At 70.7% G+C, this 25,050-nt stretch carries 26 protein-coding genes and 1 pseudogene; 15 read left to right on the top strand and 12 right to left on the bottom strand.

Translation table 11 applies throughout. The annotated features are described in order from the left end of the window. Positions 1-11 precede the first annotated feature (11 nt). A complete protein-coding gene (locus AB0E78_RS17930) occupies positions 12-767 on the top strand; it encodes a TIGR00730 family Rossman fold protein (RefSeq protein WP_361833257.1) in 756 nt (251 codons plus the stop codon). A gap of 63 nt (positions 768-830) precedes the next feature. Here AB0E78_RS17930 and folP read toward each other — a convergent pair whose 3' ends face one another. After that, positions 831-1,691, bottom strand: coding sequence for a dihydropteroate synthase (folP, locus tag AB0E78_RS17935; RefSeq protein WP_361833259.1), 861 nt, complete (start codon positions 1,689-1,691; stop codon positions 831-833). Positions 1,692-1,815: 124 nt separating this feature from the next. Here folP and AB0E78_RS17940 point away from each other — a divergent pair, with 124 nt between their 5' ends. Both AB0E78_RS17940 and AB0E78_RS17945 read left to right on the top strand, forming a co-directional pair. Continuing rightward, positions 1,816-2,265 (top strand): DivIVA domain-containing protein, encoded by a 450-nt coding sequence (locus AB0E78_RS17940; RefSeq protein ID WP_361833261.1) that lies wholly within the window; start codon positions 1,816-1,818, stop codon positions 2,263-2,265. Continuing rightward, positions 2,262-2,852, top strand: coding sequence for a DNA-3-methyladenine glycosylase I (locus AB0E78_RS17945; RefSeq protein WP_361833263.1), 591 nt, complete (start codon positions 2,262-2,264; stop codon positions 2,850-2,852). The genes AB0E78_RS17940 and AB0E78_RS17945 overlap by 4 nt, the downstream gene beginning before the upstream one ends. Positions 2,853-2,874: 22 nt before the next feature. Here the strand turns inward: AB0E78_RS17945 and AB0E78_RS17950 are convergent, their stop codons facing one another. Then, on the bottom strand, positions 2,875-3,675 hold the full coding sequence (locus AB0E78_RS17950) for an enoyl-CoA hydratase-related protein (protein WP_361833265.1): 801 nt from the start codon (positions 3,673-3,675) through the stop codon (positions 2,875-2,877). 320 nt (positions 3,676-3,995) lie between these two features. Here AB0E78_RS17950 and AB0E78_RS17955 point away from each other — a divergent pair, with 320 nt between their 5' ends. Next, the gene (locus AB0E78_RS17955; RefSeq protein ID WP_003966491.1) at positions 3,996-4,163 is read left to right on the top strand and encodes a DUF3117 domain-containing protein; all 168 of its coding nucleotides are present in this window, start codon (positions 3,996-3,998) and stop codon (positions 4,161-4,163) included. Positions 4,164-4,272: 109 nt separating this feature from the next. Here AB0E78_RS17955 and AB0E78_RS17960 read toward each other — a convergent pair whose 3' ends face one another. Next, positions 4,273-4,971 (bottom strand): O-methyltransferase, encoded by a 699-nt coding sequence (locus tag AB0E78_RS17960; RefSeq protein ID WP_361833793.1) that lies wholly within the window; start codon positions 4,969-4,971, stop codon positions 4,273-4,275. 153 nt (positions 4,972-5,124) lie between these two features. On the opposite strand from AB0E78_RS17960, the gene sigE reads away from it, so the two are divergent. From sigE to AB0E78_RS17985, 5 genes are all read left to right on the top strand, one after another. After that, entirely contained in the window at positions 5,125-5,892 is a 768-nt protein-coding gene (sigE, locus tag AB0E78_RS17965; protein WP_361833267.1) for an RNA polymerase sigma factor SigE, read from the top strand. Then, positions 5,889-6,941 (top strand): zf-HC2 domain-containing protein, encoded by a 1,053-nt coding sequence (locus AB0E78_RS17970; protein WP_361833269.1) that lies wholly within the window; start codon positions 5,889-5,891, stop codon positions 6,939-6,941. Before sigE ends, AB0E78_RS17970 begins: the two co-directional genes overlap by 4 nt. 660 nt (positions 6,942-7,601) lie before the next feature. Further along, positions 7,602-9,377 carry a trypsin-like peptidase domain-containing protein gene (locus tag AB0E78_RS17975; RefSeq protein ID WP_361833271.1) on the top strand — a complete coding sequence of 592 codons (1,776 nt, stop codon included), beginning with the start codon at positions 7,602-7,604 and terminating at the stop codon, positions 9,375-9,377. Between the two features lie 82 nt (positions 9,378-9,459). Continuing rightward, positions 9,460-9,939 carry a sec-independent translocase gene (locus AB0E78_RS17980; protein ID WP_361833273.1) on the top strand — a complete coding sequence of 160 codons (480 nt, stop codon included), beginning with the start codon at positions 9,460-9,462 and terminating at the stop codon, positions 9,937-9,939. 186 nt (positions 9,940-10,125) lie between these two features. After that, positions 10,126-10,797: a hypothetical protein gene (locus tag AB0E78_RS17985; protein ID WP_361833275.1), complete on the top strand. Its 672-nt coding sequence runs from the start codon at positions 10,126-10,128 to the stop codon at positions 10,795-10,797. 89 nt (positions 10,798-10,886) lie between these two features. On the opposite strand, the gene AB0E78_RS17990 is transcribed toward AB0E78_RS17985, so the two are convergent. From AB0E78_RS17990 to AB0E78_RS18000, 3 genes are read right to left on the bottom strand one after another with little or no spacing between them, the layout of a single operon-like run. Beyond that, positions 10,887-12,020, bottom strand: a complete 1,134-nt coding sequence (locus AB0E78_RS17990; protein WP_351163497.1) for an Mrp/NBP35 family ATP-binding protein — start codon at positions 12,018-12,020, stop codon at positions 10,887-10,889. Positions 12,021-12,064: 44 nt separating this feature from the next. Further along, positions 12,065-12,640, bottom strand: coding sequence for a DUF1003 domain-containing protein (locus tag AB0E78_RS17995; protein ID WP_361833277.1), 576 nt, complete (start codon positions 12,638-12,640; stop codon positions 12,065-12,067). Continuing rightward, entirely contained in the window at positions 12,627-13,913 is a 1,287-nt protein-coding gene (locus AB0E78_RS18000) for a CBS domain-containing protein (protein WP_361833278.1), read from the bottom strand. The genes AB0E78_RS17995 and AB0E78_RS18000 overlap by 14 nt, the downstream gene beginning before the upstream one ends. 260 nt (positions 13,914-14,173) lie before the next feature. Here AB0E78_RS18000 and AB0E78_RS18005 point away from each other — a divergent pair, with 260 nt between their 5' ends. Then, a complete protein-coding gene (locus AB0E78_RS18005) occupies positions 14,174-14,893 on the top strand; it encodes a hypothetical protein (RefSeq protein WP_361833794.1) in 720 nt (239 codons plus the stop codon). 18 nt (positions 14,894-14,911) lie between these two features. Here AB0E78_RS18005 and AB0E78_RS18010 read toward each other — a convergent pair whose 3' ends face one another. Together AB0E78_RS18010 and AB0E78_RS18015 are read right to left on the bottom strand one after the other, a co-directional pair. Continuing rightward, positions 14,912-15,424, bottom strand: coding sequence for a hypothetical protein (locus AB0E78_RS18010; RefSeq protein ID WP_361833280.1), 513 nt, complete (start codon positions 15,422-15,424; stop codon positions 14,912-14,914). A gap of 23 nt (positions 15,425-15,447) precedes the next feature. After that, complete coding sequence (locus AB0E78_RS18015; protein ID WP_361833282.1) at positions 15,448-16,569, bottom strand: magnesium and cobalt transport protein CorA; 1,122 nt, start codon at positions 16,567-16,569, stop codon at positions 15,448-15,450. A gap of 470 nt (positions 16,570-17,039) precedes the next feature. On the opposite strand from AB0E78_RS18015, the gene AB0E78_RS18020 reads away from it, so the two are divergent. Beyond that, on the top strand, positions 17,040-17,624 hold the full coding sequence (locus AB0E78_RS18020) for a suppressor of fused domain protein (RefSeq protein WP_361833284.1): 585 nt from the start codon (positions 17,040-17,042) through the stop codon (positions 17,622-17,624). Between the two features lie 18 nt (positions 17,625-17,642). Here the strand turns inward: AB0E78_RS18020 and AB0E78_RS18025 are convergent, their stop codons facing one another. Further along, the gene (locus AB0E78_RS18025; RefSeq protein ID WP_361833286.1) at positions 17,643-18,896 is read right to left on the bottom strand and encodes an MFS transporter; all 1,254 of its coding nucleotides are present in this window, start codon (positions 18,894-18,896) and stop codon (positions 17,643-17,645) included. 160 nt (positions 18,897-19,056) lie between these two features. Here AB0E78_RS18025 and AB0E78_RS18030 point away from each other — a divergent pair, with 160 nt between their 5' ends. The 3 genes from AB0E78_RS18030 to AB0E78_RS18040 all read left to right on the top strand — a co-directional run bounded on the left by AB0E78_RS18030 (position 19,057) and on the right by AB0E78_RS18040 (position 21,496). Then, on the top strand, positions 19,057-19,698 hold the full coding sequence (locus AB0E78_RS18030) for a DUF6758 family protein (RefSeq protein ID WP_361833288.1): 642 nt from the start codon (positions 19,057-19,059) through the stop codon (positions 19,696-19,698). Positions 19,699-19,912: 214 nt separating this feature from the next. Beyond that, positions 19,913-20,779, top strand: coding sequence for a PHP domain-containing protein (locus AB0E78_RS18035; RefSeq protein WP_361833290.1), 867 nt, complete (start codon positions 19,913-19,915; stop codon positions 20,777-20,779). A gap of 111 nt (positions 20,780-20,890) precedes the next feature. After that, entirely contained in the window at positions 20,891-21,496 is a 606-nt protein-coding gene (locus tag AB0E78_RS18040) for a MarC family protein (protein WP_361833292.1), read from the top strand. Between the two features lie 132 nt (positions 21,497-21,628). On the opposite strand, the gene AB0E78_RS18045 is transcribed toward AB0E78_RS18040, so the two are convergent. After that, positions 21,629-21,781: a hypothetical protein gene (locus tag AB0E78_RS18045; RefSeq protein ID WP_167829028.1), complete on the bottom strand. Its 153-nt coding sequence runs from the start codon at positions 21,779-21,781 to the stop codon at positions 21,629-21,631. 209 nt (positions 21,782-21,990) lie between these two features. On the opposite strand from AB0E78_RS18045, the gene AB0E78_RS18050 reads away from it, so the two are divergent. Further along, a complete protein-coding gene (locus tag AB0E78_RS18050; RefSeq protein ID WP_361833294.1) occupies positions 21,991-22,905 on the top strand; it encodes an NYN domain-containing protein in 915 nt (304 codons plus the stop codon). Here AB0E78_RS18050 and AB0E78_RS18055 read toward each other — a convergent pair. Together AB0E78_RS18055 and AB0E78_RS18060 are read right to left on the bottom strand one after the other, a co-directional pair. Next, a complete protein-coding gene (locus AB0E78_RS18055; RefSeq protein WP_361833296.1) occupies positions 22,902-23,804 on the bottom strand; it encodes an alpha/beta hydrolase in 903 nt (300 codons plus the stop codon). The genes AB0E78_RS18050 and AB0E78_RS18055 overlap by 4 nt on opposite strands. A gap of 814 nt (positions 23,805-24,618) precedes the next feature. Beyond that, positions 24,619-25,050: pseudogene (locus tag AB0E78_RS18060) on the bottom strand (ATP-dependent helicase); the annotation flags it as partial.

Here is a 25,050-nt window from a genome sequence, read left to right on the forward strand (position 1 = left end):
AAGGGGACGTCATGGGTAGTCCAGAAGGGCAGTGCCCGCCGGAGGAGCAGCACTTGGGTCCTGTGGTGCGGCGGCGTGAGCAGATCACCCCCGGCACGACGGACCAGCGGCTCCTCGACACCGATGCCGAAGGCGAGTCGGAGTGGGTGCACACCGACCCCTGGCGGGTCATGCGCATCCAGTCGGAGTTCGTGGAGGGCTTCGGCGCGCTCGCCGAACTCCCCAGCGCCATCAGCGTCTTCGGATCGGCACGCACACCGGTCGGCTCGCCCGAGTACGAAGCGGGCGTCCGCATCGGCAAGGCGCTGGTCGACGCGGGCTTCGCCGTGATCACCGGGGGCGGCCCCGGCGCCATGGAGGCCGCCAACAGGGGCGCCCGCGAGGCCAAGGGCGTCTCCGTGGGCCTCGGTATCGAGCTGCCCTTCGAGCAGGGCCTGAACGAGCACGTCGACATCGGTGTGAACTTCCGCTACTTCTTCGTGCGGAAGACCATGTTCGTGAAGTACGCGCAGGGCTTCGTGGTCCTGCCCGGCGGCCTCGGCACCCTGGACGAGCTCTTCGAGGCCCTCACCCTCGTCCAGACCCGCAAGGTGACCCGCTTCCCGATCGTCCTCTTCGGTTCCGCGTACTGGGGCGGACTCGTCGACTGGCTGCGCGACACGGTGGTGGCGGGCGGCAAGGCCTCCGAACACGACCTGCACCTCTTCCACATCACCGACGACGTGGACGAGGCGGTCACCCTGGTCACCAAGGAAGTCGGCCGCTAGCGGTCCGGGCCGCACCGGGCGGGCATCCGCTCCGCCCGCCCGGTGATCCACCGGCTCCCGCTCCTACGCCAGGCCCCTGCGGGCCACGGCGGGCTCCCGGTGCCCCGCGATGGTGGCGACCATGTCGAGGACCTGCCGGGTCTCCGCGACCTCGTGCACCCGGTACACCTGCGCCCCCAGCCACGCCGATACGGCGGTGGTGGCCAGCGTCCCCACGATCCGCTCCTTGACCGGCTTGTCGAGCGTCTCCCCGACGAAGTCCTTGTTGGACAGGGACACCAGCACGGGCCACCCGGTCTCCACCATCTCCCCGAGCCGCCGCGTCGCCTCCAGTGAATGCCGCGTGTTCTTCCCGAAGTCGTGCCCGGGATCGATCATCACGGACTCCCGCGGCACCCCGAGTGCGACCGCGCGCTCGGCGAGGCCGAGGGTGACCGAGAGGATGTCGGCCATGACGTCCTCGTAGGCGAGGCGGTGGGGGCGGGTCCGCGGCTCGGCGCCGCCCGCGTGCGTGCACACCAGGCCCACGCCGTACCGCGCGGCCACCTCGGCGAGCCGGGGATCGACCCCGCCCCACGCGTCGTTCAGGACGTCCGCACCGGCCTCGCAGACCGCCTCGCCGACATCGTGCCGCCATGTGTCGACGCTGATGACGACATCGGGGAACCGCTTGCGCACCTCGGCGACGAAACCGACCGTCCGCCGCGCCTCCTCCTCGGCCGTCACCTCCTCGCCGGGGCCGGCCTTGACCCCGCCGATGTCGATGATGGCGGCGCCCTCGGACACCGCCTGTTCCACGCGGGCGAGCGCCGGCTCGTCGCGGAACGTGGCGCCCTGGTCGTAGAAGGAGTCAGGGGTCCGGTTCACGATCGCCATGATCACCGGCTCGTGCGCGTCGAATTCACGCCTGCCAAGCCTGAGCATCCCCTGTGAGCCTCCTCTGTCGGTGCCGCGGTTCGGCCGCCTGCGACCTTAACCGTCACAGGCTCATGGCACGATCGGACCCTGACAGTTTCAGCACGGCAGTCGAGCGTGGGGGCCTGAAGAGATGGTCTTGTTCTTGTTCCTGGTCATCGCCCTCGTCGTGGTGGTCGGCGCGGTGACCCTGGCCGTGGTGGGCGGAGGGGAGCGCGCCGCGCTGCCCGACGTCGCGGCGGAGCGGTTCGCCGACCCGCTGCCGCCGGACCGTGCCCTGCGCCGCGCGGACGTGGAGGCGCTGCGCTTCCCGCTGACCGTGCGGGGCTATCGCATGACGGACGTGGACGAGGCCCTCGGCCGCCTCGCCGCCGAACTGGCCGAGCGTGACGCCCACATCGCTGAGCTGGAGGCGGCACTCGCCGGCGCCCAGGCCACCGCGGTCGGCGGTCCCGGCCTCCTCAAGACGCACGCCCCGGCCGCGCTCCAGGGCGATACGGCCCTCAGGGACGCGGCCGAAAAGGCCCAAGGGGCCCAAGGGGCCCAAGGGGCCGAAGAGACCGAAGAGGAGGACGGGCGATGAGCGGCGACGCCGTGGCGGGTCCCGACGGCAGACTCCGCTGCCCCTGGGGCCTCTCGACCGAGGACTACGTGGCGTACCACGACGAGGAATGGGGCCGCCCGGTCCACGGGGACGACGCGCTGTACGAACGGCTCTGCCTGGAGGCCTTCCAGTCGGGTCTCTCCTGGATCACGATCCTGCGCCGCCGCGAGGGCTTCCGCGCCGCCTTCGCCGGTTTCAAGATCGCTGAGGTCGCGCGGTTCACGGACGCCGACCGGGAGCGCCTCCTCGCCGACCCCGGCATCATCCGCAACCGCGCCAAGGTCGACGCGACCCTCGCCAACGCGCGCGTGCTCGCCGACTGGTCCGCGGGGGAGCTCGACGAACTCATCTGGTCGCACGCGCCGGACCCCGCATCCCGCAAGGCCCCCGGCGTGCTGGCCGACGTACCGGCGATCACACCCGAGTCCACGGCCCTGTCCAAGGAACTGAAGAAGCGCGGCATCCGATTCGTCGGCCCCACCACGGCCTACGCCCTGATGCAGGCCTGCGGTCTGGTCGACGACCACCTGGAGGACTGCGTGATCCGCGTCCCCCGGGGCCGCTAGGCCACCGCAGGCCCCTCAGGACCTACCGGCCGAGGTACTGGGGCTTCGCCTTGTCCAGGAACGCCTGGACGGCGATCGCGTGGTCCTCGGACGCGCCCGCCTTCGCCTGGAGTTCGTCCTCCTTCTCCAGGGACTCCGCCAGGGTGTGGCCCGCCGCGTAGGCGAGCGACTCCTTGAGGGCCCCGTAGGCGAGGGTCGGGCCCTCGGCCAGGGTGCGGGCCAGCTTCTCGGCCTCGGCCGCCAACTCGGCCTCGGGTACGACCTTGTTGGCGATGCCCAGGTCGTACGCCTCCTGTGCGCCGATGTTGCGGGGGAACAGCAGCAGGTCGCTCGCGCGGCCGGGCCCGATCACGCGCTGCAGCGTCCAGGAGACGCCCGAGTCGGCGGTCAGCGCGACCCCGGCGAAGGACGTGTTGAAACGCGCGGTGTCCGCGACGATCCGGTAGTCGGCGGCGAGCGCGAAGCCCAGGCCCGCCCCGGCCGCGACGCCGTTGACACCCGCGACGACCGGCTTGGCCATCCCGGTCAGCGCGCGCAGCACGGGGTTGTAGTGCTCCCGGACCGTGCTCATCGTCTGTCCGGTGCCCGCCGCGCGGTCCGCCATGAGGGAACCCACGTGTTCTTTCAGGTCCTGTCCCACACAGAAGGCGCGCCCGGTCGCGGTGAGCAGTACGGCACGGACCGCGGGGTCCGACTCGGCCGACTGCACCGCCTCCCGCAGCGCGACCTTGGCCTCGACGTTCATCGCGTTCATCGCCTCGGGGCGGTTGAGCGTGATGGTCGCGAGACCGTCGCTCACCTCGTAGAGCACGGTGTCGGCCATGGTGAATCCCCTCCAGTGGTCCTGCGCCGGTCATCTTTGTCGGAGCCCAGCATGACGGAGATCATCGGGCTCCGACATGAGGGGAGATATGTGACCTGCGTCAAAGAATTCCTGGCCGTGGAGGCGTAGGAGGCGGCGCAGTATCGCAGCCACATCGCCGAATTGAGTGGTTTTGCGGGCGCGCGTTGCGCAAGCGATGCAGACCGATGTTGGTCATCGGGTCCTGCGATGCGGGATAATGGCCTGGAAGCAATGTGTTCGATGCCGGTGACACCTGGGTTGTCGGCTGCGATGAGCTGGTTTCAGGAAGGGGAACGAGCATGGCGGCCATGAAGCCGCGAACGGGCGACGGCCCGCTCGAGGTGACCAAGGAGGGGCGGGGCATCGTCATGCGCGTTCCGCTCGAAGGCGGCGGACGACTTGTCGTCGAACTGACTCCGGACGAAGCCGACGCACTCGGCGACGCCCTGAAGAAGGTCGTCGGCTGACGCGGAAGCGCCCACACTTTTTCACTGCCCCGGCATCGTGCAAACGTGCCGGGGCAGCGCTATTTGCGGGGTTGCGAGGGCCGCGGGGTGCCCGGGCGGCGCGACGAGGTCAGCGCTTCACGGCGCAGAGCAGGCCGTCGCCCACCGGGAGCAGCGCCGGCATCAGGTCCTGGCTCTCGCGCACGGTGCGCAGGAGTTCGCGGATGCGCAGCACCTCGGCGGGCTGCGGACCGGAGTCCACCGTCCGGCCGTCGGAGAAGGCGCCCTCGAAGCAGACGAGCCCGCCGGGCCGCAGCAGGCGCAACGATTCAGCGAGGTAGTCCAGGTACTCCGTGCGGTCGCCGTCACAGAACACGAGGTCGTAGCCGCCGTCCGCGAGGCGCGGCAGTACGTCGAGTGCCCGGCCGGGGATGAACCGCGCTCGATTGCCCGCGAACCCGGCGGCACGGAAGGCCTCCCGGGCGAACTGCTGGCGGTCGGGCTCGGGATCGACGGTGGTCAGGACGCCGTCGGGCCGCATCCCGTGCAGCAGGTGGAGCCCGGACACGCCCGTGCCCGTCCCGATCTCGGCGACGGACTTGGCGTCCGCCGTGGCGGCCAGCATGCGCAGCGCGGCGCCGGTACCGGGAGACACCGAGGGTAGGCCCGCGTCCTGGGCCCGGTCACGGGCCCAGCGTGTGGCCTCGTCCTCGGCGACAAAGGCGTCGGCGAACGCCCAGCTCGTCTGCCGGTTGCCGGTAATGGCCCTCTCCTGTCCCCGTGGATGCCTGGCCGTGACTGTATCCGTTGGGGGTGGGAACCCGCAGATGGGACCGGGCGTTTAGTAGGGGTAGGCGGACGCCGGGGGTAACGAATGGATCAAGACTGGCGGCGGGCCCTTCGACCAGGCAGGACACCTGGCAGGAAGCCCGTACCAAATTCCAGTAAAAACGCTTATCCGGAGCTAACGGGCGAGGTGGCTATGGTAGGGGCTCCACTGGACACCACCAGAGCCGACAGGGGAGGTGCGGCTGCGTCCGCGGATCGGGGAGGAGCGCTGAGGCGCTTTCTCGGGTTGGCGGGTGAGCCGAAATCCGTGACCGACACCGCTGACCGATTCCACACCGCCAGTTCCGCTCAGACCGCGACCTTTGCCGCTGATGCGGAATCGCAGGCGTGGACTCCGCCCACCTGGGAGGAGATCGTCAGCACGCACAGCGGACGGGTCTATCGCCTGGCATACCGCCTGACCGGCAATCAGCACGACGCCGAGGACCTCACGCAAGAGGTCTTCGTCCGTGTCTTCCGGTCCCTGTCGACCTACACGCCCGGCACGTTCGAGGGCTGGCTGCACCGCATCACCACGAACCTGTTCCTGGACATGGTGCGCCGCAAGCAGCGCATCCGTTTCGACGCCCTCGGCGACGACGCGGCGGAGCGCCTCCCCAGCCGTGAGCCGTCGCCGCAGCAGGTCTTCAACGACACGCACTTCGACGCGGACGTGCAGCAGGCGCTCGACACCCTCGCTCCGGAGTTCCGCGCGGCCGTGGTCCTGTGCGACATCGAAGGTCTCTCGTACGAGGAGATCGCCGCGACCCTGGGCGTCAAGCTGGGCACGGTCCGCAGCCGTATCCACCGTGGCCGCTCGCAGTTGCGCAAGGCCCTTCAGCACCGGTCGCCCGAAGCCCGCGCCGAGCGCCGCTCGCTCGCAGGAGCCGTGGCGCCGGGAGGAGGGGGCGCGACCGAGTGAGTGGATCACGGTCGAATCCTGCCGAGCGGCATCTGGCCGAGCAGCATCTGGGGGACCGACTCGCCGCCCTGGTGGACGGTGAGTTGGGCCATGACGCGCGTGAGCGGGTCCTCGCTCATCTCGCGACCTGTCCGAAGTGCAAGACCGAGGCCGACGCGCAGCGGCGGCTCAAGAGTGTCTTCGCCGAGGTGGCACCGCCGCCTCCCTCCGAGAGTTTCCTCGCCCGGCTGCAAGGCCTTCCCGGCGGTGGCAGCGAGCCTCCGTCCGGCCCCAGATCCCCTGGTGGCGGCTTCGCCACCGCGGACAGTGAGTCAGGGCTGCCGCCGAGCGGAGTCTTCGGCGTGCGGCCCGAGACCTTCGGCTACGCGCCCTCGGGCAGCCATGCCGCGGTGCTGCCGGGTTCGGGGCGCGGTTTTCGCATCCATGACGTCGACCGCCGTGACATCGGCCGTGACGTGGGCCGTCACGAGGCCGAGCGGTCGCTGTGGCGCGGACGGCGGTTCGCCTTCGCCGCCGCGGGCGCGGTGTCGCTGGCCGCGATAGCGCTGGGCGGCGTCACGACGGGCATCCCCGCCGATCCGGGTGACTCGCGCGCGGGCTCGGGCAGCAGCAACAGTTCTGGCAGCAGCAGTGGCTCGGGCGGCAACAGCAATGCGTCGCCGCTGCGTTCGCCGGGCTCGGCTGCCACCTCGGCTCCCGATTCCGTCCGCCGTCGCGGCAGCGGGCCGCTGTCGGTGCAGGGGCAGCGTCCCGGAGTCCTCGCGGCGCCGGTCGCGCCGACGCAGGCGACCGGGCCTCTGCTGCCCGGCGTGCCTGCGCGGGGTCCTCGTCTCGATCAGCCCGAGCCCGTGTCCGCCCAGCATCAGATCGCGGCGCCGATGCTGACCGGCGCGGCGATCATGTCCCCGCTGATCCGGCCGGTGCCTCCCGTCGTATCGGGCAGCACATCCTCCGCCGGTACGGTGCCGACCCTGGACGAGAGGGCTTCGAGCACCGCGGCGTCCTCACCCATAGAGGGCACCCTGCAGGGCACTTCGCAGATCCGCTGACGTGCTCTGCGCTTCGGTGCGGGAACCTGGTTGAATCCTCGGTGGGCCGTGCCTGCCCGAGGCTTGTGGCGGGCGCGGAGTTGAGCACGTGATCGGCGTCCGCCGTAGGCCAGGTGTGGGGAGAGCATGGACGAGGGCAAGCCCACGAAGGCGAAATGGTGGAGCCGCCCCAGGTCGGCGTCCGCGCCTGACGGCACGGGGGCGGAGCGGGGCGGACCCACCACCGGGGACGAGACCACAGGCACCGCCGGACGAGAGGACGCCTCCGGCGACTTCACCCTGGCAGCAGCGACTCCGCTGGGCGCGGGGCCCGAACGGATTTCACCTGGGGTTACGCCTGATCCGGGCCCCTCCGGGGCGGGGTCTGAGGTGGCTGCGTCTGGCGTGACGTCGGGTCCGACTCGGCCTGGGGCGGGGCCTGAGGTGGCTTCGCCTGGGGCCGGGGCTTCGCCTGAGCTGGCTTCGGCTGAGCCGACTCCGTCCGCTGCCGCGCACGGCCCCGGGGTTGATGCCGCGGGTCCGTCCGCTGGCGCGCCCGGCGCCGACGCCTCGACTCCGGCCGACGCGGCTGCTGTAGCTGCCCATACGTCTGGTGCCCCCGGCCCGGGTGTCCCCGCCGGTTCGGCTTCCGTCGCGCGTGCCGACGCCACTCCTGGCGGCTTGGCTTCGGGCGCTACGACTCCTGCCGACGCGGCCCCGGCGCCCGGCACCTCCGCCCCGGGTGCTCCCGCCCCGGCGGGTACCACTCCCGTCGCACACGTCGACACTGCTCCTTGTGACACGGCTTCGGGCGTTTCGACCCAGGCTCCCGCGAACCCTGCGCCCGGCACCCCCGGCCCGGGCGTCCCCGCCCCGGGCGGCTCCGCGCCGGCCGCCCCCGGCACCCCGGCCCCCGACGCCTCGGCTCCCGGAGCCCCCGCCGGCCGCCCCCGCCCGCTGCACGACCCCGATCCGTACAGCACCCCGCCCTACGGCGAGCCCGGCCCCTGGGCCCCCGCCCCGCCCGTACAGCACCCGACGGCCACCCCGACCCACGGCACACAGCTCCCGGCGGCGCACCACGGCGGGACCCCGCCCCACGGCACCCCGGGCCCAGCTCCGGCCCCAGCCCCGGCCCCCGTCCACGGCTCCACCCCGCCCCACGGCACCCCGCAAGGCGTCGGCCCGCAGCCCCAGCCGCACCCCCAAGCTGCCCCGCATCACCAGCCTCAGCCCCCATCCCCAACCCACCACCCCCAATCCGCCCCACCCCGCCAGTCCTACGACCCCTGGAACGCTCCCCTTCAGCAGAGCGGTGCCGTTCCTGTCGACAAGGACAAGCAGCGGAAGCGGGCGCGGCGGGTCCTTCTTGTGGGGATCGCCGTTATTGCTCTCGTGGCCGGAGGCCTCGGTGGGGCTCTGGGGGCGTATCTGGAGCGGAACGCCGGTGTTTCCGATATCGAGTTGCCGCAGGCCGGGGCCCAGGACAAGGCGCGGGCCAAGGACAGCGTCGCCGGGATCGCGGCGAGTTCGCTGCCCGGCGTCGTGACCCTGCACGTCAGCGGCGACGAGGCGCAGGGCACCGGCACCGGGTTCGTGCTGGACGGAAAGGGTCATATCCTCACCAATAATCATGTGGTCGAGCCGGCCGGCACCGGCGGTGAGATATCGGTGACCTTCAGCGGCGGCGAGACCGCCAAGGCGGAGGTCATCGGCCGCGACGCCGGGTACGACCTCGCCGTGGTCAAGGTCTCCGGCGTACGCGGACTCAAGCCACTGCCCCTCGGCAACTCCGAGAACGTGCAGGTGGGCGACCCCGTCGTCGCCATAGGTGCCCCCTTCGACCTGGCCAACACCGTCACCTCCGGCATCATCAGCGCCAAGGAGCGCCCCATCACCGCGGGCGGGGAGAAGGGCGACGGCAGCGACGTGAGTTACGTCGACGCGCTGCAGACCGACGCCCCCATCAACCCCGGCAACTCCGGCGGCCCGCTGGTCGACGCCCAGGCCCGGGTCATCGGCATCAACAGCGCCATCCGCTCCGCCGACGACAGCTCGGCACCCGGCGGCGGCCAGGCGGGTTCCATCGGCCTCGGCTTCGCCATCCCCATCAACCAGGGCAAGCGGGTCGCCGAAGAACTGATCAACAACGGCAAGGCCGTGCACCCTGTGATCGGGGTCACGCTCGACATGGAGTACACGGGCGACGGCGCCCGGGTCGGCGACAAGGGCAAGGGCAGCGGCCCCGCCGTGAACGCGGGAGGCCCCGGCGACCGTGCCGGAATCAAACCGGGCGACGTCATCACCGCGGTGGACGGCCAGCGCATCCACTCCGGCGACGAGCTCATCGTCAAGATCCGGGCGCATCGGCCGAAGGACAGCCTTGAATTGACGGTCCAGCGAGCTGGAAAGGACCGGAAAGTGACGCTCGTGCTCGGCGCGTCGAGCGGGAACTGATCCACGTCTGTCGCCCAGCGGCTACCGGACGGACAGGAACGCCGGGTACCGTGGACCCGGTCCGGATGGCAAGGAGCTCAAGGTGTTCTCAGACATTGGCCCGCTCGAGGTAGTGGCGCTGGTCGTCCTCGCCGTGCTCGTTTTCGGCCCGGACAAGCTGCCCAAGCTGATTCAGGACGCCTCGCGGACCATACGTAAGATCCGTGAATTCTCGGACAGCGCCAAGGCGGATATACGCAGTGAACTCGGCCCGGAATTCAAGGACTTCGAGTTCGAGGACCTGAATCCGAAGACCTTCATCCGCAAGCAGCTCGACAACGACGAGCTCGGCCTGAAGGAAATCCGGAACGGCTTCGACCTGAAGAAGGAGATGGCCGAGGTCACGGACGCCGTGCACGGGCGGGAGAGTGAATCCTCCGACGGCGCGACCGGCACGGACACCGCGTCCGACGCGGGCGGCCGCGTCGACATGGCCAAGAAGGACGGCCGCATCGACATGGACAAGAAGCCCGGGAAGGCCGCGCCCGTCGACCACCCGCCGTTCGACGCGGACGCCACCTGACCTCCTCCGAGGCACCCGCGGTCCGCCCCTGAGCACGCCCCGTGGCACGTCTTTCCGGACACCCGTACGCCGACCGGTGTCCCAGCTTCCGGAACGGGTGTGGCTATCCTGCCTTGTTGTCCGGCTGAGGACGCCCGAGGGGGGCGGGCCCTGCGGACCGATGAGAACGAGGAGGCGGCCGGGTACATGGAGACGACAAGTCGCGTAGGCGCACAGGCGCCGGCCGCGGACGGCACCGCACAGGCGATGCCCTCCGCCCGGCGCACGGTCGACAGTTATCTGCTGGCGCCCTTCCCCTGGTACGGCCTCGACGAGGCCTTCACGGGGCAGCGCTGGCTGATGCAGGTCGGCACCGCCGCGGACGGCGCGGTGGAGCATGGCTCCATCGGGCACGGCGATGAGCCGTCGGTGCGGAGTGACGGACCCTTCGGGAACAGCGACAAGGAGCGCTTCGCGGTCGTGGTGACCGTCGCGGCCAACCCGGTGCGCCGCAGCCCGGACGGCACGGGCCTGCTTGAGGCGACCTCGGTGTCGTCCGCGGCCTGGCTCGCCGGAGTGGGTCTGCTGTCCTACACCTGGCCCAGCCAGATGGACCACAGCCTGCGCGACGACTGGCTGGACCAGCAGACCGAGACGGCCTGGGTCCTCGCGGACGATCTGCAGGGCGAGGACTGGTCGACGCTCTCGCTCCCGGTGGACGGCGTGCCGACCTCGTTCCACTACCGCGAGTCCGAGTTCGGCTGGATCCTCGCCGGGTCCACCAAGGACGGCGTGCCCCTGGGCGCCTACGGCCGCGGCATGAGCGCGTACGGCCTGGGCTTCTCCGTGGTCAAGGACATCCACGAGTACGCCGCCTGACCCGACCGCCGCACACGTACGCCGATGGGGGCGCCGCTCATGACGAGCGGCGCCCCCATCGGCGTACGGCGGTGAAGCCCGGGAAAGCCTCAGAACTTGTTGCGCGGGGTGATCCCCAGGGTCATGCCCGCGAGGCCGCGCTGGCGGCCGCCCAGCTTGCCCGCGATCGTGCGCAGCGCCGAGCCGGCGGGGGAGTCCGGGTCCGTCAGGACGACCGGCTTGCCCTCGTCGCCGCCCTCGCGCAGGCGGACGTCGATCGGGATGGAACCGAGGACCGGGACGTTGGCGCCCGTCGTCTTCGTGAGGCCCTCGGCGACCCGCTGGCCGCCGCCCGTGCCGAAGACGTCGACCATCTCGCCGCAGTGCGGGCAGGGCAGTCCGGCCATGTTCTCGACGACGCCGACGATCTTCTGGTGGGTCTGTACGGCGATGGAGCCCGCGCGCTCGGCGACCTCGGCCGCCGCCTGCTGGGGCGTCGTCACGACGAGGATCTCGGCGTTCGGGACGAGCTGCGCCACGGAGATCGCGATGTCGCCGGTGCCCGGCGGCAGGTCCAGGAGCAGGACGTCCAGGTCGCCCCAGAAGACGTCCGCGAGGAACTGCTGGAGGGCGCGGTGGAGCATCGGGCCACGCCAGACGACCGGGGCGTTGCCCGGGGTGAACATGCCGATCGAGATGACCTTCACGCCGTGCGCCGACGGCGGCATGATCATGTCCTCGACCTGGGTCGGCTTGCCGTCCGCGCCCAGCATCCGGGGCACGGAGTGGCCGTAGATGTCCGCGTCCACGACGCCGACCTTCAGGCCGTCCGCCGCCATCGCGGCCGCGAGGTTCACCGTCACCGAGGACTTGCCGACGCCGCCCTTGCCGGACGCGACGGCGTAGACACGGGTCAGCGAGCCGGGCTTGGCGAAGGGGACCTCGCGCTCGGCGGTGCCGCCGCGCAGCGCGGACGCCAGCTCCTTGCGCTGCTCGTCGCTCATCACGTCGAGGGTGACGTCCACGTGGGTGACGCCTTCGACAGCGGCGACCGCGTCGGTCACGTTCTTCGTGATGGTCTCGCGCATCGGGCACCCGGAGACCGTGAGGTACACGGTGACCGCTACCACCCCATCAGGGGAGATATCTACCGATTTGACCATCCCCAACTCGGTGATCGGTCGGTGGATCTCGGGGTCGTTCACCGTCGCCAGTGCTTCACGCACCGCGTCTTCCGTAGCCATAAGACCGATAGTACGGCGCGGTAACCCTGCCCCGGAAAGAGCCGTCAACGGTCGCCTACATCACGCCCGCCGCCCTCCTCGGCCGGGAATACGACACGGTTCGCCCTGCCCTGCTCCTCCAGCTCCCTGACCAGGTCCTGGAGTTCGCTGCGGATCCAGTCGCGGGTGGCCACCTCGCCCAGGCCCATGCGCAACGAGGCGATCTCGCGGCTCAGATATTCGGTGTCCGCGATGGACCGCTCGTTCTGTTTGCGGTCCTGTTCGAGATTGACCCGGTCCCGGTCGTCCTGCCGGTTCTGCGCGAGCAGGATCAGGGGGGCCGCGTAGGACGCCTGGAGGGAGAGCGCCAGGGTCAGGAACAGGAAGGGGAACGGGTCGAAGCGCAGGGCCTCGGGCGCCCAGACGTTCCAGGCGACCCACACGATGATGGTGACCGTCATCCAGACGATGAAGCGCCCCGTGCCCAGGAATCGCGCGATCCGCTCCGAGAGCCGCCCGAAGGCCTCGGGGTCGTACTCCGGCAGGAACTTGCGGCGCGGTGGCCGCGGCTGGTCGAGCCGGAAGCGGGGCGCGGCGCGCGGCTCGGCGCGGCCGTCCCGCTCGCGGTCAGCCGGCGGCACGGCGCTCTCCCTCTTCCTGCTCTTCCTGGTGGAACTCCGTCTCGCGCCAGTCGTCCGGCAGCATGTGGTCGAGCACGTCGTCGACGGTGACCGCGCCGAGCAGCGAGCCGCCCTCGTCGACGACGGGGGCCGCCACCATGTCGTACGTGGCGAAGAACCCGGCGACCTGCGGCAGCGCCGTCTCCGGCGTGAGCGGCTGCAGATCGTCGTCAAGGATCGAGCTGACCAGCGTGTACGGCGGATCGCGCAGGAGCCGCTGGAAGTGCACCGTGCCCAGGTACTTGCCCGTCGGCGTCTCGTCCGGCGGACGGCACACGTAGACCTGCGCGGCGAGCGCGGGGGAGAGGTCCTGCTGGCGCACCCGCGCGAGGGCGTCGGCGACCGTCGCGTCCGGCCTGAGCACGATCGGCTCGGTCGTCATCAGACCGCCCGCGGTGCGCTCCTCGTAGGCCATCAGACGCCGTACGTCGGCCGCGTCGTCCGGCTGCATCAGCGTGAGCAGCCGCTCCTTGTCGTCCTCGGGCAGCTCGGCGAGGAGGTCGGCGGCGTCGTCCGGGTCCATCGCCTCCAGGACGTCGGCGGCGCGCTCCTCCTTGAGCTTGCCGAAGATCTCGATCTGGTCGTCCTCGGGCAGCTCTTCCAGGACGTCCGCGAGCCGGTCGTCGTCGAGCGCGGCGGCCACCTCGGCCCGCCGTTTGGGCGACAGGTGGTGCAGGACGTTGGCGAGGTCGGCGGGGCGCATCTGCTCGAATGTGGCCAGCAGGCTCTCGGCGCCCTGGCCGTGCTCCTCCAGGCTGAATCCGTCCACGGCCGACCACTCGACGGTCAGCGTCTCCCCCTTGCGCCGGAAGGTGCCCCCCTTCCCCTTCCGTACGAAGACCCGGTCGATCTCCCAGTCGCGCCGGGCCGGCAACTGCTGCACCGACACGTCCAGGACGGTGACCTCCTCGTCCGACTCGACGAGCCTGACCCGCCGGTCGAGCATCTCGCCGAGCACGAGCCGCTCGGTGGGCCGCTGCTCGAAGCGCCGCACGTTCAGTACGCCGGTCGTGATGACCTGGCCCGACTCGATGCCGGTCACGCGGGTCATGGGCAGGAAGATGCGGCGCCGCGTGGACAGCTCCACGACGAGGCCGAGGAGGCGGGGCGGTCTGCGCTGCACCCGGAGCATCGCCACCAGGTCGCGCACCCGGCCCACCTGGTCGCCGTTCGGGTCGAAGACGGCCGTACCGGCCAGATGTGACACGAAGACCCGGGAGGCGCTGGCCGCCATTGCTCGCCCCTCCTCCGCTGGTGTGTCCGCTCGTAACCTTTTGTGTCGTTCTGTCGGGCAATGCGGGCTTCAGGCTAGCCCGTCCCGGTCGGATACGCCCCGGCGGAGCGTCCGGCCGGACTGGCGACGATCCACCTAGTCAGCACGGGTACGCTGCCGTACTGCCGTAGCCGTAGCCGTCGTCCCCACGAGAGGCAGCGCCCCCTGTGTCAGCGATCCCCCCGGTCCGCCGCACCCGCAAGACAGCCCTCGTGAGCACAGTGTGCGCGGGTCTCGTGCTGGGGATCACGGGACTGACCGGGTGCAGCAGCGAGGAGGACCCGGACGCGGGCACGAACGGCATCGGCAAACTCTCCGCCGCGAAGATCCAGAGCAAGTCCCGCGCCGCCGCCGACGCGGCACCCGCGGTGCGGCTCTCGGGCACGCTGGTCAGCAAGGGGCACACGTACAAGCTCGACATGCGCCTCAAGGACGAGGGCGGCACCGGGTCGGTCACCTCGAAGGGTGAGACCTTCCAGCTGCTGCGTGTCGGCAAGCAGCTCTTCCTGCTGGCCGACTCCGCCTTCTGGACCCACGAGGAGGCCAAGGGCGGCCAGAAGCCCGGCAAGACGGACGGCGACGCCGCGGCCAAGCTCGACGGCAAGTACGTGAAGGTCCCCGAGGCGGACGCGTCCTACCAGCAGCTCAGCGGCTTCACCGACAAGGACGTCCTCCTGGAGGGCATGCTCACCCTGCACGGCAAGCTCGCCACCGGCGAACGCGGCACGACGTCCGGCAACCCCACCATCAAGATCACCGGCGACAAGGGCGCGGGCGGCACCCTGGACGTCTCCCTCAAGGGCAAGCCCTACCCGCTGCGCCTGCAGCGCGCGGGCGACGCGGGCACGCTCCGGCTCAGCGACTGGGGCAGGGACTTCCCGCTCAGCGAGCCGGACAAGGACGAGATGGTGGACTACGGCGAGCAGCTGCCCGACTCGTGAGCCCGCCGCGGCCCGGAACTAGCTCCGCCGCTTCTTGCGCCCGAACAGCAGCCGGGGCAGCGCTTTTGGCGCCGGCTGCCGGGTGGTCGCCCCGGTCGGCAGGGGCGGGGCCGCCAGGGAGCCGTCGGGCAGGTCGGTGATCGTGTCCTGCGGGGTGAGCCGGACGACCCGGCACTCGTCCGCCCAGCGCTGCGGCATCCGCTCGCCGTCGGGGGCGTTCAGGCGCTTGCCCTTGAGCTCGGCGACGGCCGCCTCCCACGCCTCGGAACGCGGCGCGAGCTCGGTCACCAGCGCCGTCCAGGCGATGAGCCGGCCGCCCTTGTCCTTGCTGCGTACGGTCACTTCGGCGGTGCCGCCGTCGACGAGACCCGGCAGCGGCTGCTCGCCGGGGCCGTCGCCGACGAGGTGCGCCGCGCCTTCGTGCCACACGTGCCACAGGGCGCGGGCAGGTTCTTCGCCGCGCACCCAGATGAGGCCCGACTTCTTGGTGGCCTCCTCGAGGAGGGCCCGGGCGAGCAGCGTTTCTGTCATGCGCGCAGCCTACCGAGTGCCCTCTAGAGCCAGCCGTTGCGCTTCAGGGTGCGGTGGATGGCCCAGCAGGCGCCGCCGATGAGGCCGAGCACCATCGGGTAGCCGAACCGCCAGTGCAGCTCGGGCATGTGGTCGAAGTTCATGCCGTAGACCCCGCAGACCGCCGTCGGCACGGCGATGATCGCCGCCCAGGAGGTGATCTTGCGCATGTCCTCGTTCTGCGCGACCGCGGCCTGCGCGAGGTTGGCCTGGAGGATCGAGTTGAGCAGTTCGTCGAAGCCGACGACCTGCTCCTGGACGCGGGCCAGGTGGTCGGCGACGTCGCGGAAGTACTTCTGGATGTCGGGGTCGACGAGCCGCATCGGCCGCTCGCTCAGGAGCAGCATGGGCCGAAGCAGCGGCGACACGGCCCGCTTGAACTCCAGGACCTCGCGCTTGAGCTGATAGATCCGCCCGGCGTCGACACCGCGCGCGGAGCCCTTGCCCTTGCTCGGGGCGGAGAACACCTCGGTCTCCACCTCGTCGATGTCGTCCTGCATGGCGTCGGCCACCGCGAGATAGCCGTCGACGACGTGGTCCGCGATGGTGTGCAGGACGGCGGAAGGACCCTTGGCGAGGAGCTCGGGCTCCTCCTGGAGCCGCCGCCGCAGGGCTCGCAGCGAGCCGTGGCCGCCGTGCCGCACGGTGATGAAGAAGTCCCGCCCGGTGAAGCACATCACCTCGCCGGTCTCCACGATCTCGCTGGTGGCGGTGAGTTCGGCGTGCTCCACGTAGTGGATGGTCTTGAAGACGGTGAAGAGCGTGTCGTCGTAGCGCTCCAGCTTGGGCCGCTGGTGGGCGTGCACGGCGTCCTCGACGGCGAGGGGGTGCAGCCCGAACTCGGCGGCGATACCGGCGAATTCGGCCTCCGTCGGCTCGTGCAGGCCGATCCAGGCGAAGCCGCCGTCGCGCCGCACCTGGAGCATCGCCTCGTGCGGCGTGAGCGTGTCGTCGCAGGCCGCGCGGCGGCCGTCGCGGTAGACGGCGCAGTCGACGACGGCGGAGGCGGCGGTCGGGTCGCGGGTGGTGTCGTACGAGCTGTAGGCGCTGCCGTCCTTGCGGAGCGAGGGGCGGACGGCGGCGCGAAGGTCACGGATCATCGACATGGGCAGGCTCCTTTGACGGAGGCCGCCGGCGGCGGGTGGAACTACCCGGAATGGGGACGTCCTGCTGAGGATGTTTGGCACGTCCACAAAGCGGGGAGCACCGCACCATCGCGGTGGCAGCTTCGCTACTGACTCAGATCAGAGAACAGAGAGATCAGGTGGAAACGAAGTGCTCTTCCGTCGCACGCGAGCACGGGGAGCGCAGGCGCACAGTGGCAGCTACAGGGCTGCGTGAGGTGTCAGACGGAAGAACGGGTGGTACTGCACGGTCGACTTCGATCCATGGCAGCCCCACCTCCTCCGGCCGGTCCCCCGTAGGGGAAGTCCCAAGCGCGTAGCGCGCGAAGTCATCTGCGCCGGGCTTGAAAGCGCGCTCTGCGTGCTGCCCGGAACCAGCGGCCAACACTATCAGCCGACTGAAGTGTCAAGCCCCGCCTTTACCCGCCACTGACGAGTTCTATGCTCGCGACATGGCTGATGTTCTTGCTCTGGTCGAAGCCCGTCTCCGTACGGCCCTCGGTGAACCGGACGCCCGCGCCGCGGTGACCTTCCTCGGTACCGACCGCGTCGAAGTGCTGCGCTTCACAGACGGGGACGTGGTCCGCTACGCCACCCTCGGCATGTCGGCGCAGCCGATGGCCGACCCCACCGCCGCACTCGCCGACCCGGTCAAGGGCCCGCGCGCGGAGCTGGTCCTCTCGGTGCGGGGCGGCGAGGCCGACACGGACAAGGTGCTGCGCCCCCTCGCCGTACTGGCCGCTTCGCCGCAAGTCGAAGGCCTGATCGTGGCCCCCGGCGCCTCGCTCGACGTGGGCGAACCCCTGTGGCCCGGCGCGCAGTTCACGTCGGTCCTCGTCGCGGAGCCCGGCGGCCTGGTGGAGGACCTGGAGCTCGACGAGCCGATGGAGCCCGTCCGGTTCCTGCCGCTCCTTCCCATGACGCCGAACGAGGGCGCGTGGAAGCGGGTACACGGCGCGCAGGCCCTCCAGGAGCGCTGGCTGAACAGCGGGACGGACCTGCGCGATCCGCTGCGCAAGTCCGTGTCCCTGGACTGAAATCCCGTACGGGAGATATCAGTTGGCGAAGACGGTGACGCCGTCCTCCGTCGCGTGCTTCGGTTCGAGCTCCTCGGCTTCGTGGGTGAGGGAGTCCTTGCGGACCCAGACGACGACCGCGCCGAGCACCGCCGTGACGGCCGCGACCACGAACGGGATGTGGATGTTGCTCCACTCCTCGATCTTCGGCGCGAAGAACGGCGCGGCGGCGGCAGCGAACCACCGGACGAAGTTGTAACCGGCGCTGGCCACCGGGCGCGGCGCGTCCGAGACGCCGAGCGCGAGCTCGGTGTAGACGGTGTTGTTCACGCCGATGAAGGCGCCGGACAGGATCGTGCAGACGATGGCCGTCGTGTGGTTGCCGTAGCCGAGCACGAGGACGTCCACCGCGAGCAGCACCAGCGAGCCGCCGAGCACCTTCAGCGAACCGAACCGCGCCTGCATCCGCGGGGCCACCAGCACCGAGAAGACCGCGAGCAGCAGCCCCCAGGCGAAGAAGATCGCACCCGACTTGTACGGGGTCGTGTTCAGCACGAAGGGGGTGAAGGCCAGGACCGTGAAGAACGTGTAGTTGTAGAAGAACGCGGAGGCGGCGGCCGACGCGAGCCCGCCGTGCCCCAGTGCCTTGATCGGCGCGAGCAGCGACGTCTTCCGCGCGGGCTTCGGCTGCTCCTTCAGGAACGCCGTGATGCAGAGGAAACCGACCGCCATCAGGACAGCGGTGCCGAAGAACGGGTAGCGCCAGCTCGCGTTGCCGAGCACCGCGCCGAGCAGCGGCCCGCACGCCATGCCGAGGCCGAGCGCCGACTCGTAGAGCAGGATCGCCGCGGCGCTGCCGCCGGCCGCCGCGCCGACGATGACCGCGAGCGCGGTCGACACGAAGAGCGCGTTGCCGAGCCCCCATCCCGCGCGGAACCCGACGAGTTCACCGACCGATCCCGAGGTTCCGGCGAGCCCGGCGAAGACCACGACGAGCGCGAGGCCGAGCAGCAGGGTCTTCTTGCCGCCGATCCGGCTGGAGACGAACCCGGTCACGAGCATGGCGACGGCGGTGATCAGGAAGTACGAGGTGAAGAGCAGGGAGACCTGGCTGGCGGACGCGTCCAGGCCCTTGGCGATGGAGGGGAGGATCGGGTCGACGAGCCCGATGCCCATGAAGGCGACGACGGACGCGCCCGCGGTGGCCCAGACGGCCTTCGGCTGGCGCAGGAGACTGGTCGCTCCCTCGTCGAACGGGTCCCCTTCGGAGGGACCTCCGGTGCTGCTGTTCATGCCTGCTCCTTAGCGGCTTCCGTCGGGATCGTTGACGTATACACATATTAGTTAGCCAGACTAAAAGATGCAAGCTACATCTAATTTCGCCTGGTGACAGGGCCACCGGACGGGTGATCGTCCTTGACGGGGCGACGACCGGGGAGGACCGTTGGTCGTTATGAGGGGCGAACCCAGTTGCCCGAAGTGTGGTGGCCGGGTCAGGGCTCCCGGTCTCTTTGCCGACTCCTGGCAGTGCGATGTGCACGGGACGGTGCATCCGCTGCAACCTGTGATCCCGCCCAGTGTCGAGGCCATCCAGGTCGTGGTGCATCGCGCTCAGGTGCCGGTGTGGATGCCGTGGCCGCTGCCGGTCGGCTGGCTGTTCACGGGCGTGGCCTGCGCGGGCGACGACCGCAGCGGCGGCCGTGCGACCGCCGTGGCCTGCTCGGGGCCCGCGCCGCTCGGCGGCATGGGTGAGCTGGTCCTGGTCGCGGAGGAGCTCGGGGTCGGTCTCGGCGCGCGGTACGCGGGCGTCGACGGCCCGGACCCCGGTCCATATCTGAACGTCGAGAAGCCGCCGCAGGCCAAGCTCCTCGCTGCGGGCCGGCCGACCCCGCTGTGGCATGTGGCGGGCACGCCGGACGACCGCGCGGTCTTCGCGGGCGAGGCGCGCGGGCTGTGGCTGTGGGCGATCGCGTGGCCGGAGCAGTCGGGGCTTCTGATGTACGACGAGCTGGTGCTGACCGACCTGCGGGACGCGGGCGCCGAGGTGGACCTGCTGCCGTGCGGGGCGCTTTCGCCACGGATCTTGATGCCGTGAGGGTGTGCTGCCGTGAGGGCGGCGAGGTGCCGGGGGCGGGTTTCTCGCGGACGTTGACGGCGCGCTCGTTGGCTGCCGACGCAGTGAGGGGTGTCTCGTCCGGGGCGGGCGGCGGGACGTTCGAGTCCCGTTATCCTTGAGCGTCCCCCTCATCAGCCCCGTTGGCCGTCTGCCCCGTCAGCCGCCAGCCCCGTCAGAGCCTGGAGTCCGCGTCGTGCGCATCGACCTGCACACCCACTCCACCGCTTCCGACGGCACGGACACCCCGGGGCAGTTGGTGCGCAACGCCGCCGCGGCCGGTCTCGACGTCGTCGCGCTGACGGACCACGACACCACCCGCGGGTACGCGGAAGCCGTCGCCGCCCTCCCCGCCGGTCTCACCCTTGTCACCGGTGCCGAACTCTCCTGCCGTCTCGACGGCGTGGGCCTGCACATGCTGGCCTACCTCTTCGACCCCGACGAGCCGGAACTCGCCCGTGAGCGCGAGCTCGTGCGCGACGACCGCGTGCCCCGCGCGAAGGCGATGGTCGGCAAGCTCCAGGAACTCGGCGTCGCGGTCACCTGGGAGCAGGTCGCGCGCATCGCGGGCGACGGCTCGGTCGGCCGCCCGCACATCGCCGAGGCCCTGGTGGAGCTGGGCGTCGTGCCCACCGTCTCGGACGCCTTCACGCAGGACTGGCTCGCCGACGGCGGCCGTGCGTACGCCGAGAAGCACGAACTGGACCCCTTCGACGCGATCCGCCTGGTCAAGGCCGCGGGCGGCGTCACCGTCTTCGCACACCCGGCGGCCGTCAAGCGCGGCCAGGTGGTGCCCGAGGCCGCGATAGCGGAACTGGCCGCAGCCGGTCTCGACGGCATCGAGGCCGACCACATGGACCACGAGCCCGCCACCCGCACCCGGCTGCACGGCCTTGCTACCGACCTCGGTCTGCTGGCCACGGGGTCGAGCGACTACCACGGCAGCCGCAAGACCTGTGTGCTCGGGGAGTTCACCACCGACCCCGAGATCTACGGGGAGATCACGCGCCGGGCCACCGGGGCGTTCCCGGTGCCGGGCGCGGGCGGAAGCCCCGCCGCGTAACGCGACCGTACGACTCGACGACTCGACGACTCCGCGTAACGCGACTCCGCCCCCACCTTTTCCGCCGCCCCCGCGCGGCATTTTCGTACGACTCACTGCAAGGCCATCACTGTGTTCGACGTTGCCGTCTTCGGATCCCTCTTCCTCACCCTTTTTGTGATCATGGACCCTCCCGGGATCACGCCGATCTTCCTCGGACTCACCTCCGGCCGTCCCGCCAAGGTGCAGAAGAAGATGGCCTTCCAGGCCGTGTGCGTCGCCTTCGGCGTGATCGCGGTGTTCGGTGTCCTGGGCCATCAGATCCTCGACTACCTGCATGTTTCCGTACCCGCGCTGATGATCGCGGGCGGTCTGCTGCTCCTGCTCATCGCGCTCGACCTGCTCACCGGCAAGTCGGACGAGCCGACGCAGACGAAGGACGTCAACGTCGCCCTGGTGCCGCTCGGCATGCCGCTGCTCGCGGGACCCGGCGCGATCGTCTCGGTCATCCTGGCCGTCCAGGACGCCGACACCCTCGGTACGCAGCTCTCCGTGTGGGCGGCGATCGTGGCGATGCATGTCGTGCTGTGGCTGGTGATGCGCTACTCGCTGCTGATCATCCGGGTGATCAAGGACGGCGGCGTGGTCCTGGTGACGCGGCTCGCGGGCATGATGCTCTCCGCGATCGCGGTGCAGCAGATCATCAACGGCGTGACGCAGGTGATCAACGGCAGCTAGGGCGTCCCCACCTGGGGCGCTGCCCGGGCATGCCAAGGGCCCCCGTACCAAAGGTGTACGAGGGCCCTTCAACCTGTGCGTGCAACCTATATACGCAACATATACGTGCAACCTATATGTGCAACTTGTGCGTTATGAGGCCGGGGATTCAGCCGGGCGGATATAGATGCGCTGGCCGATCGCTGCGGCCTGCTGCACGATCCGATTGACGGAGGCGGCGTCTACGACGGTCCGGTCCACGGCAGCGCCGTCGACGTCGTCGAGTCGCATGATTTCGAAGCGCATAAGGCTTCTCCCTTCGTCTGGTCATCCTCCTGAAGGAGAACTACTGGAGTTGTGGCCGCCGGGGCAGCTGTGTCCGGCGTTCCATACGGGTACAACGAGTTGCCCCCAGCAAACATTCCCTACGCTAAGGAAATTTTTCGACAGACTAATTACTCGCGAGTAGCGAGACCGGTTGTGTTCGCTGCGTGACCGACGGGACAATGGCACCGATGAACGACGAGATCGAGATCAGCGCCCAGATCAGCACCCAGCTGGAGCGCGCCAACGGACTTCTGGAGCGCGTGCTCGCCGAGGTGGCGAAGACGCCGTCCACGCACGCGATCTTCGTCGATGCCGGGTATGTGTACGCGGCGGCGGGCCGCCTGGCGGCCGGCACGGAGGACCGGCGCGCCTTCGACCTGGACGCGGAGGGGCTGATCGAGGCGTTCATCGACAAGGCGCGCACGATCTTCGCGGACAGCCGGCTGCTGCGCGTCTACTGGTACGACGGCGCGCGGCGCCGCATCCACACGGTGGAGCAGCAGTCCATCGCGGAGCTGCCGGACGTCAAGGTGCGCCTGGGCAATCTCAACGCGAACAATCAGCAGAAGGGCGTGGACTCCCTCATCCGGTCGGATCTGGAGTCACTCGCCCGGCACCGCGCGATCAGCGACGCGGCTCTGATCGGGGGCGACGAGGACCTGGTCTCGGCGGTCGAGGCGGCGCAGGGGTACGGCGCGCGGGTGCACCTGTGGGGCATCGAGGCGGTCGAGGGCCGCAATCAGGCGGAGCCGCTGCTGTGGGAGGTCGACAGCCAGCGCACCTTCGACCTCGACTTCTTCAAGCCGTACGTCTCCCGGCGCACCCTCTCGACGTACGCGACGTACGACACAGCGGGCACGCCGCGGCCCGCGCGGGACGACGTGCGCTTCGTGGGCGCCCAGATCGCCGCGAAGTGGCTGGCCGCGCGGGGGCGCGAGGCGCTGGTGGACCTGCTGCCGGGGCATCCGTACCTGCCAGGGTCGGTCGACCAGGAGCTCCTGGTGGAGGCCGAGAAGCTGCTCGCGTACTCGCTGCGGGGGCAGTCGGATCTGCGGCGGGCGTTGCGGGACGGATTCTGGGAGCACTTGCAGACGCAGTATTAGGGGGTGGTGGGGGTGCTTTCGGTGCTGGGGGCGCTGGGGGTGCTGCCTGGGTTGATGGGGTTCTGGTTCCAGAAGGTGATGAGTGCCGCGGCCGTCTCCGTGGGGCGGTCGGTGTTGGGGGAGTGCTCGGCGCCGGTGATGACCGTGCGGTGAGCCCGCAGCCGGGCCGCCATGTCGTCGAGCCAGGGGATGGGCCAGGTGTCGTCGCGCTCGCCGGAGATGACGTGCTTGCGCAGCGGGACGGCCGCGAGTTCCGTGACGCGGTCGGGCTCGACGCAGAGCTGCTTGCCGGTGGCGATGAGCTGGGCGGGACTGTGCCGCAGCCAGCGGTCGCGCAGGGCGGCGCCGTCGAGGTCGGCTTCCTCCGGCGGATCCATGGCCTGGATGGCCGCCCAGGCCTCGGCCATCGATAGGACGCCGAGCGCGTCCGTCAGCATCTTCGCGCGGGCCTGCTGGGAGGGTGCGATCCGGGCCGGCCCCGATGCCATCAGGGTGAGCGAGGCGAAGGTGTCCGCAGGGGCGCGGAGGGTGGCGGCGCGGGCGATGAGGCCTCCGAGGGAGTGCCCGAGGAGGTGCGGCGTACCGCCGAGGGCGTCGGCCTGGGCGAGGACGTCCTGCGCCAACTCGCCCTGCTCGTACGGGGATTCGTCGTCGGCCGGCCCTGTGGTCTCGTACTGGCCCCGCCCGTCTACGGAGACGGCTCGGTACCCGGCATCCGCGATGGGCCTGAGCAGGGCGATGAAGTCCTCCTTGCTCCCGGTGAATCCGGGGAGCAGCAGGACCGTGCCCTTGGCCTCGCCGGCCGGGCGGGCGTCCAGGGTGGCGAAGTCGCCGCGCACGGTCTTGAGGGGCCGGGCGTCGACGCCGGGGGGCGGGGTGAAGGTGGGGGGCCTGCTCATGCCTTCGAGGCTATCCGTAGGCGGGGCGTGGGTCCCCCCGGGTGCGCCGGGGGCAGCTCTCTTCTGCGGGGTGGTCTTGCTGCGGGCCGCCGCGTGGCCTGCTTCGGGGGGTGTGGGGCTGTGGGGCTGCCGGCGCCTGGCTGGCGGGCCGCCTTTCCCCGCGCTGCGCGCGGCCTTCCCCCACCCGCCCACCCGATTGCCCTGCAGTCGCAGGGGGGGGCGCCGGTGGCTGGTCTCCTGCGGCCGCCTTTCCCGCGCTGCGCGCAGATCTTCCCCACCTGCCCACCCGATTGCCCCGCAGCGTCAAGGTGGGGGTGCTGCTTGCCGGTTCCCTGCGGGTGGTTTTCCCGCGCTGCGCGCGGACCTTTCCCGCCCGCCCACCCGATTGCCCCGCAGCGGCAGGGGGGGTGCCGGTGGCTGGTTGCCCTGCAGCGTCAAGGTGGGGGGTGCTGCTTGCCGGTTTCCTGCGGGTGGTTTTCCCGCGCTGCGCGCGGACCTTTCCCGCCCACCCACCCGATTGCCCCGCAGCTCCGAGGATGGAGTGTTGCTTGTTCGTCTCGATTGCGCGGCAGCCGTTGGGGGTGGGCGCTGGGTGCGGGGCCCTGGTGCTCGCGTGGCGTCTCTCTTCGGTCGCCTTGCAGCTGCCGGGTGAACGGGTGGGTGGGTGGGAGACATCCGGCGCGGAGCGTCGGGGCTGTGTGGGGTGGACCGCAACTTCGTTGGGGGTGCGGGGAGTTGGGGGGCGCGGCATGCGGAAGGCCCGGCACCGCCGTAGGGGGCCGGGCCTTCAGGCGTTCAACCTCAGCGGAGCGTCTCAGCTCTCCTCGGCCGGTGCCGCCACCGCCTTGCGGGTACGGCGGCGCGGCTTCGCAACCGCCGGCTCCTCCGCGGTGGCAACCGGAGCTTCCGCCGCCTTACGCGTACGGCGACGCGGCTTCGTCTCCTCCGTCGGCTGAGCGGGGATCTCGGCCTCGACCGTGTCGACGACCGTCTCCGCTGCCTTGCGGGTGCGGCGGCGGGGCTTCGTGGCCGGGGCCTCGGCGGCTTCTGCCGTCTCGATCACGGGCTCTGCTGCCTTGCGGGTCCTGCGGCGCGGCTTCGTTTCCGCGGGCTCCGCCGGGGCCGCCGGCTCCACGGCCTCGACCGTGTCCACGACCGTCTCCGCTGCCTTGCGGGTGCGGCGGCGGGGCTTCGTGGCCGGGGCCTCGGCGGCTTCTGCCGTCTCGATCACGGGCTCTGCTGCCTT

Source organism: Streptomyces sp. NPDC032198, from assembly GCF_040636975.1.
GTDB lineage: Bacteria > Actinomycetota > Actinomycetes > Streptomycetales > Streptomycetaceae > Streptomyces.

Bases quoted from the DNA above. Each gene is read 5' to 3' on its own strand.
- AB0E78_RS17930 (WP_361833257.1), top strand. From the start codon at position 12: ATGGGTAGTCCAGAAGGGCAGTGCCCGCCGGAGGAGCAGCACTTGGGT.
- folP (WP_361833259.1), bottom strand. From the start codon at position 1,691: ATGCTCAGGCTTGGCAGGCGTGAATTCGACGCGCACGAGCCGGTGATC.
- AB0E78_RS17940 (WP_361833261.1), top strand. From the start codon at position 1,816: ATGGTCTTGTTCTTGTTCCTGGTCATCGCCCTCGTCGTGGTGGTCGGC.
- AB0E78_RS17945 (WP_361833263.1), top strand. From the start codon at position 2,262: ATGAGCGGCGACGCCGTGGCGGGTCCCGACGGCAGACTCCGCTGCCCC.
- AB0E78_RS17950 (WP_361833265.1), bottom strand. From the start codon at position 3,675: ATGGCCGACACCGTGCTCTACGAGGTGAGCGACGGTCTCGCGACCATC.
- AB0E78_RS17955 (WP_003966491.1), top strand. From the start codon at position 3,996: ATGGCGGCCATGAAGCCGCGAACGGGCGACGGCCCGCTCGAGGTGACC.
- sigE (WP_361833267.1), top strand. From the start codon at position 5,125: ATGGTAGGGGCTCCACTGGACACCACCAGAGCCGACAGGGGAGGTGCG.
- AB0E78_RS17985 (WP_361833275.1), top strand. From the start codon at position 10,126: ATGGAGACGACAAGTCGCGTAGGCGCACAGGCGCCGGCCGCGGACGGC.
- AB0E78_RS17990 (WP_351163497.1), bottom strand. From the start codon at position 12,020: ATGGCTACGGAAGACGCGGTGCGTGAAGCACTGGCGACGGTGAACGAC.
- AB0E78_RS18000 (WP_361833278.1), bottom strand. From the start codon at position 13,913: ATGGCGGCCAGCGCCTCCCGGGTCTTCGTGTCACATCTGGCCGGTACG.
- AB0E78_RS18010 (WP_361833280.1), bottom strand. From the start codon at position 15,424: ATGACAGAAACGCTGCTCGCCCGGGCCCTCCTCGAGGAGGCCACCAAG.
- AB0E78_RS18015 (WP_361833282.1), bottom strand. From the start codon at position 16,569: ATGTCGATGATCCGTGACCTTCGCGCCGCCGTCCGCCCCTCGCTCCGC.
- AB0E78_RS18020 (WP_361833284.1), top strand. From the start codon at position 17,040: ATGGCTGATGTTCTTGCTCTGGTCGAAGCCCGTCTCCGTACGGCCCTC.
- AB0E78_RS18025 (WP_361833286.1), bottom strand. From the start codon at position 18,896: ATGAACAGCAGCACCGGAGGTCCCTCCGAAGGGGACCCGTTCGACGAG.
- AB0E78_RS18030 (WP_361833288.1), top strand. From the start codon at position 19,057: ATGAGGGGCGAACCCAGTTGCCCGAAGTGTGGTGGCCGGGTCAGGGCT.
- AB0E78_RS18045 (WP_167829028.1), bottom strand. From the start codon at position 21,781: ATGCGCTTCGAAATCATGCGACTCGACGACGTCGACGGCGCTGCCGTG.
- AB0E78_RS18050 (WP_361833294.1), top strand. From the start codon at position 21,991: ATGAACGACGAGATCGAGATCAGCGCCCAGATCAGCACCCAGCTGGAG.
- AB0E78_RS18055 (WP_361833296.1), bottom strand. From the start codon at position 23,804: ATGAGCAGGCCCCCCACCTTCACCCCGCCCCCCGGCGTCGACGCCCGG.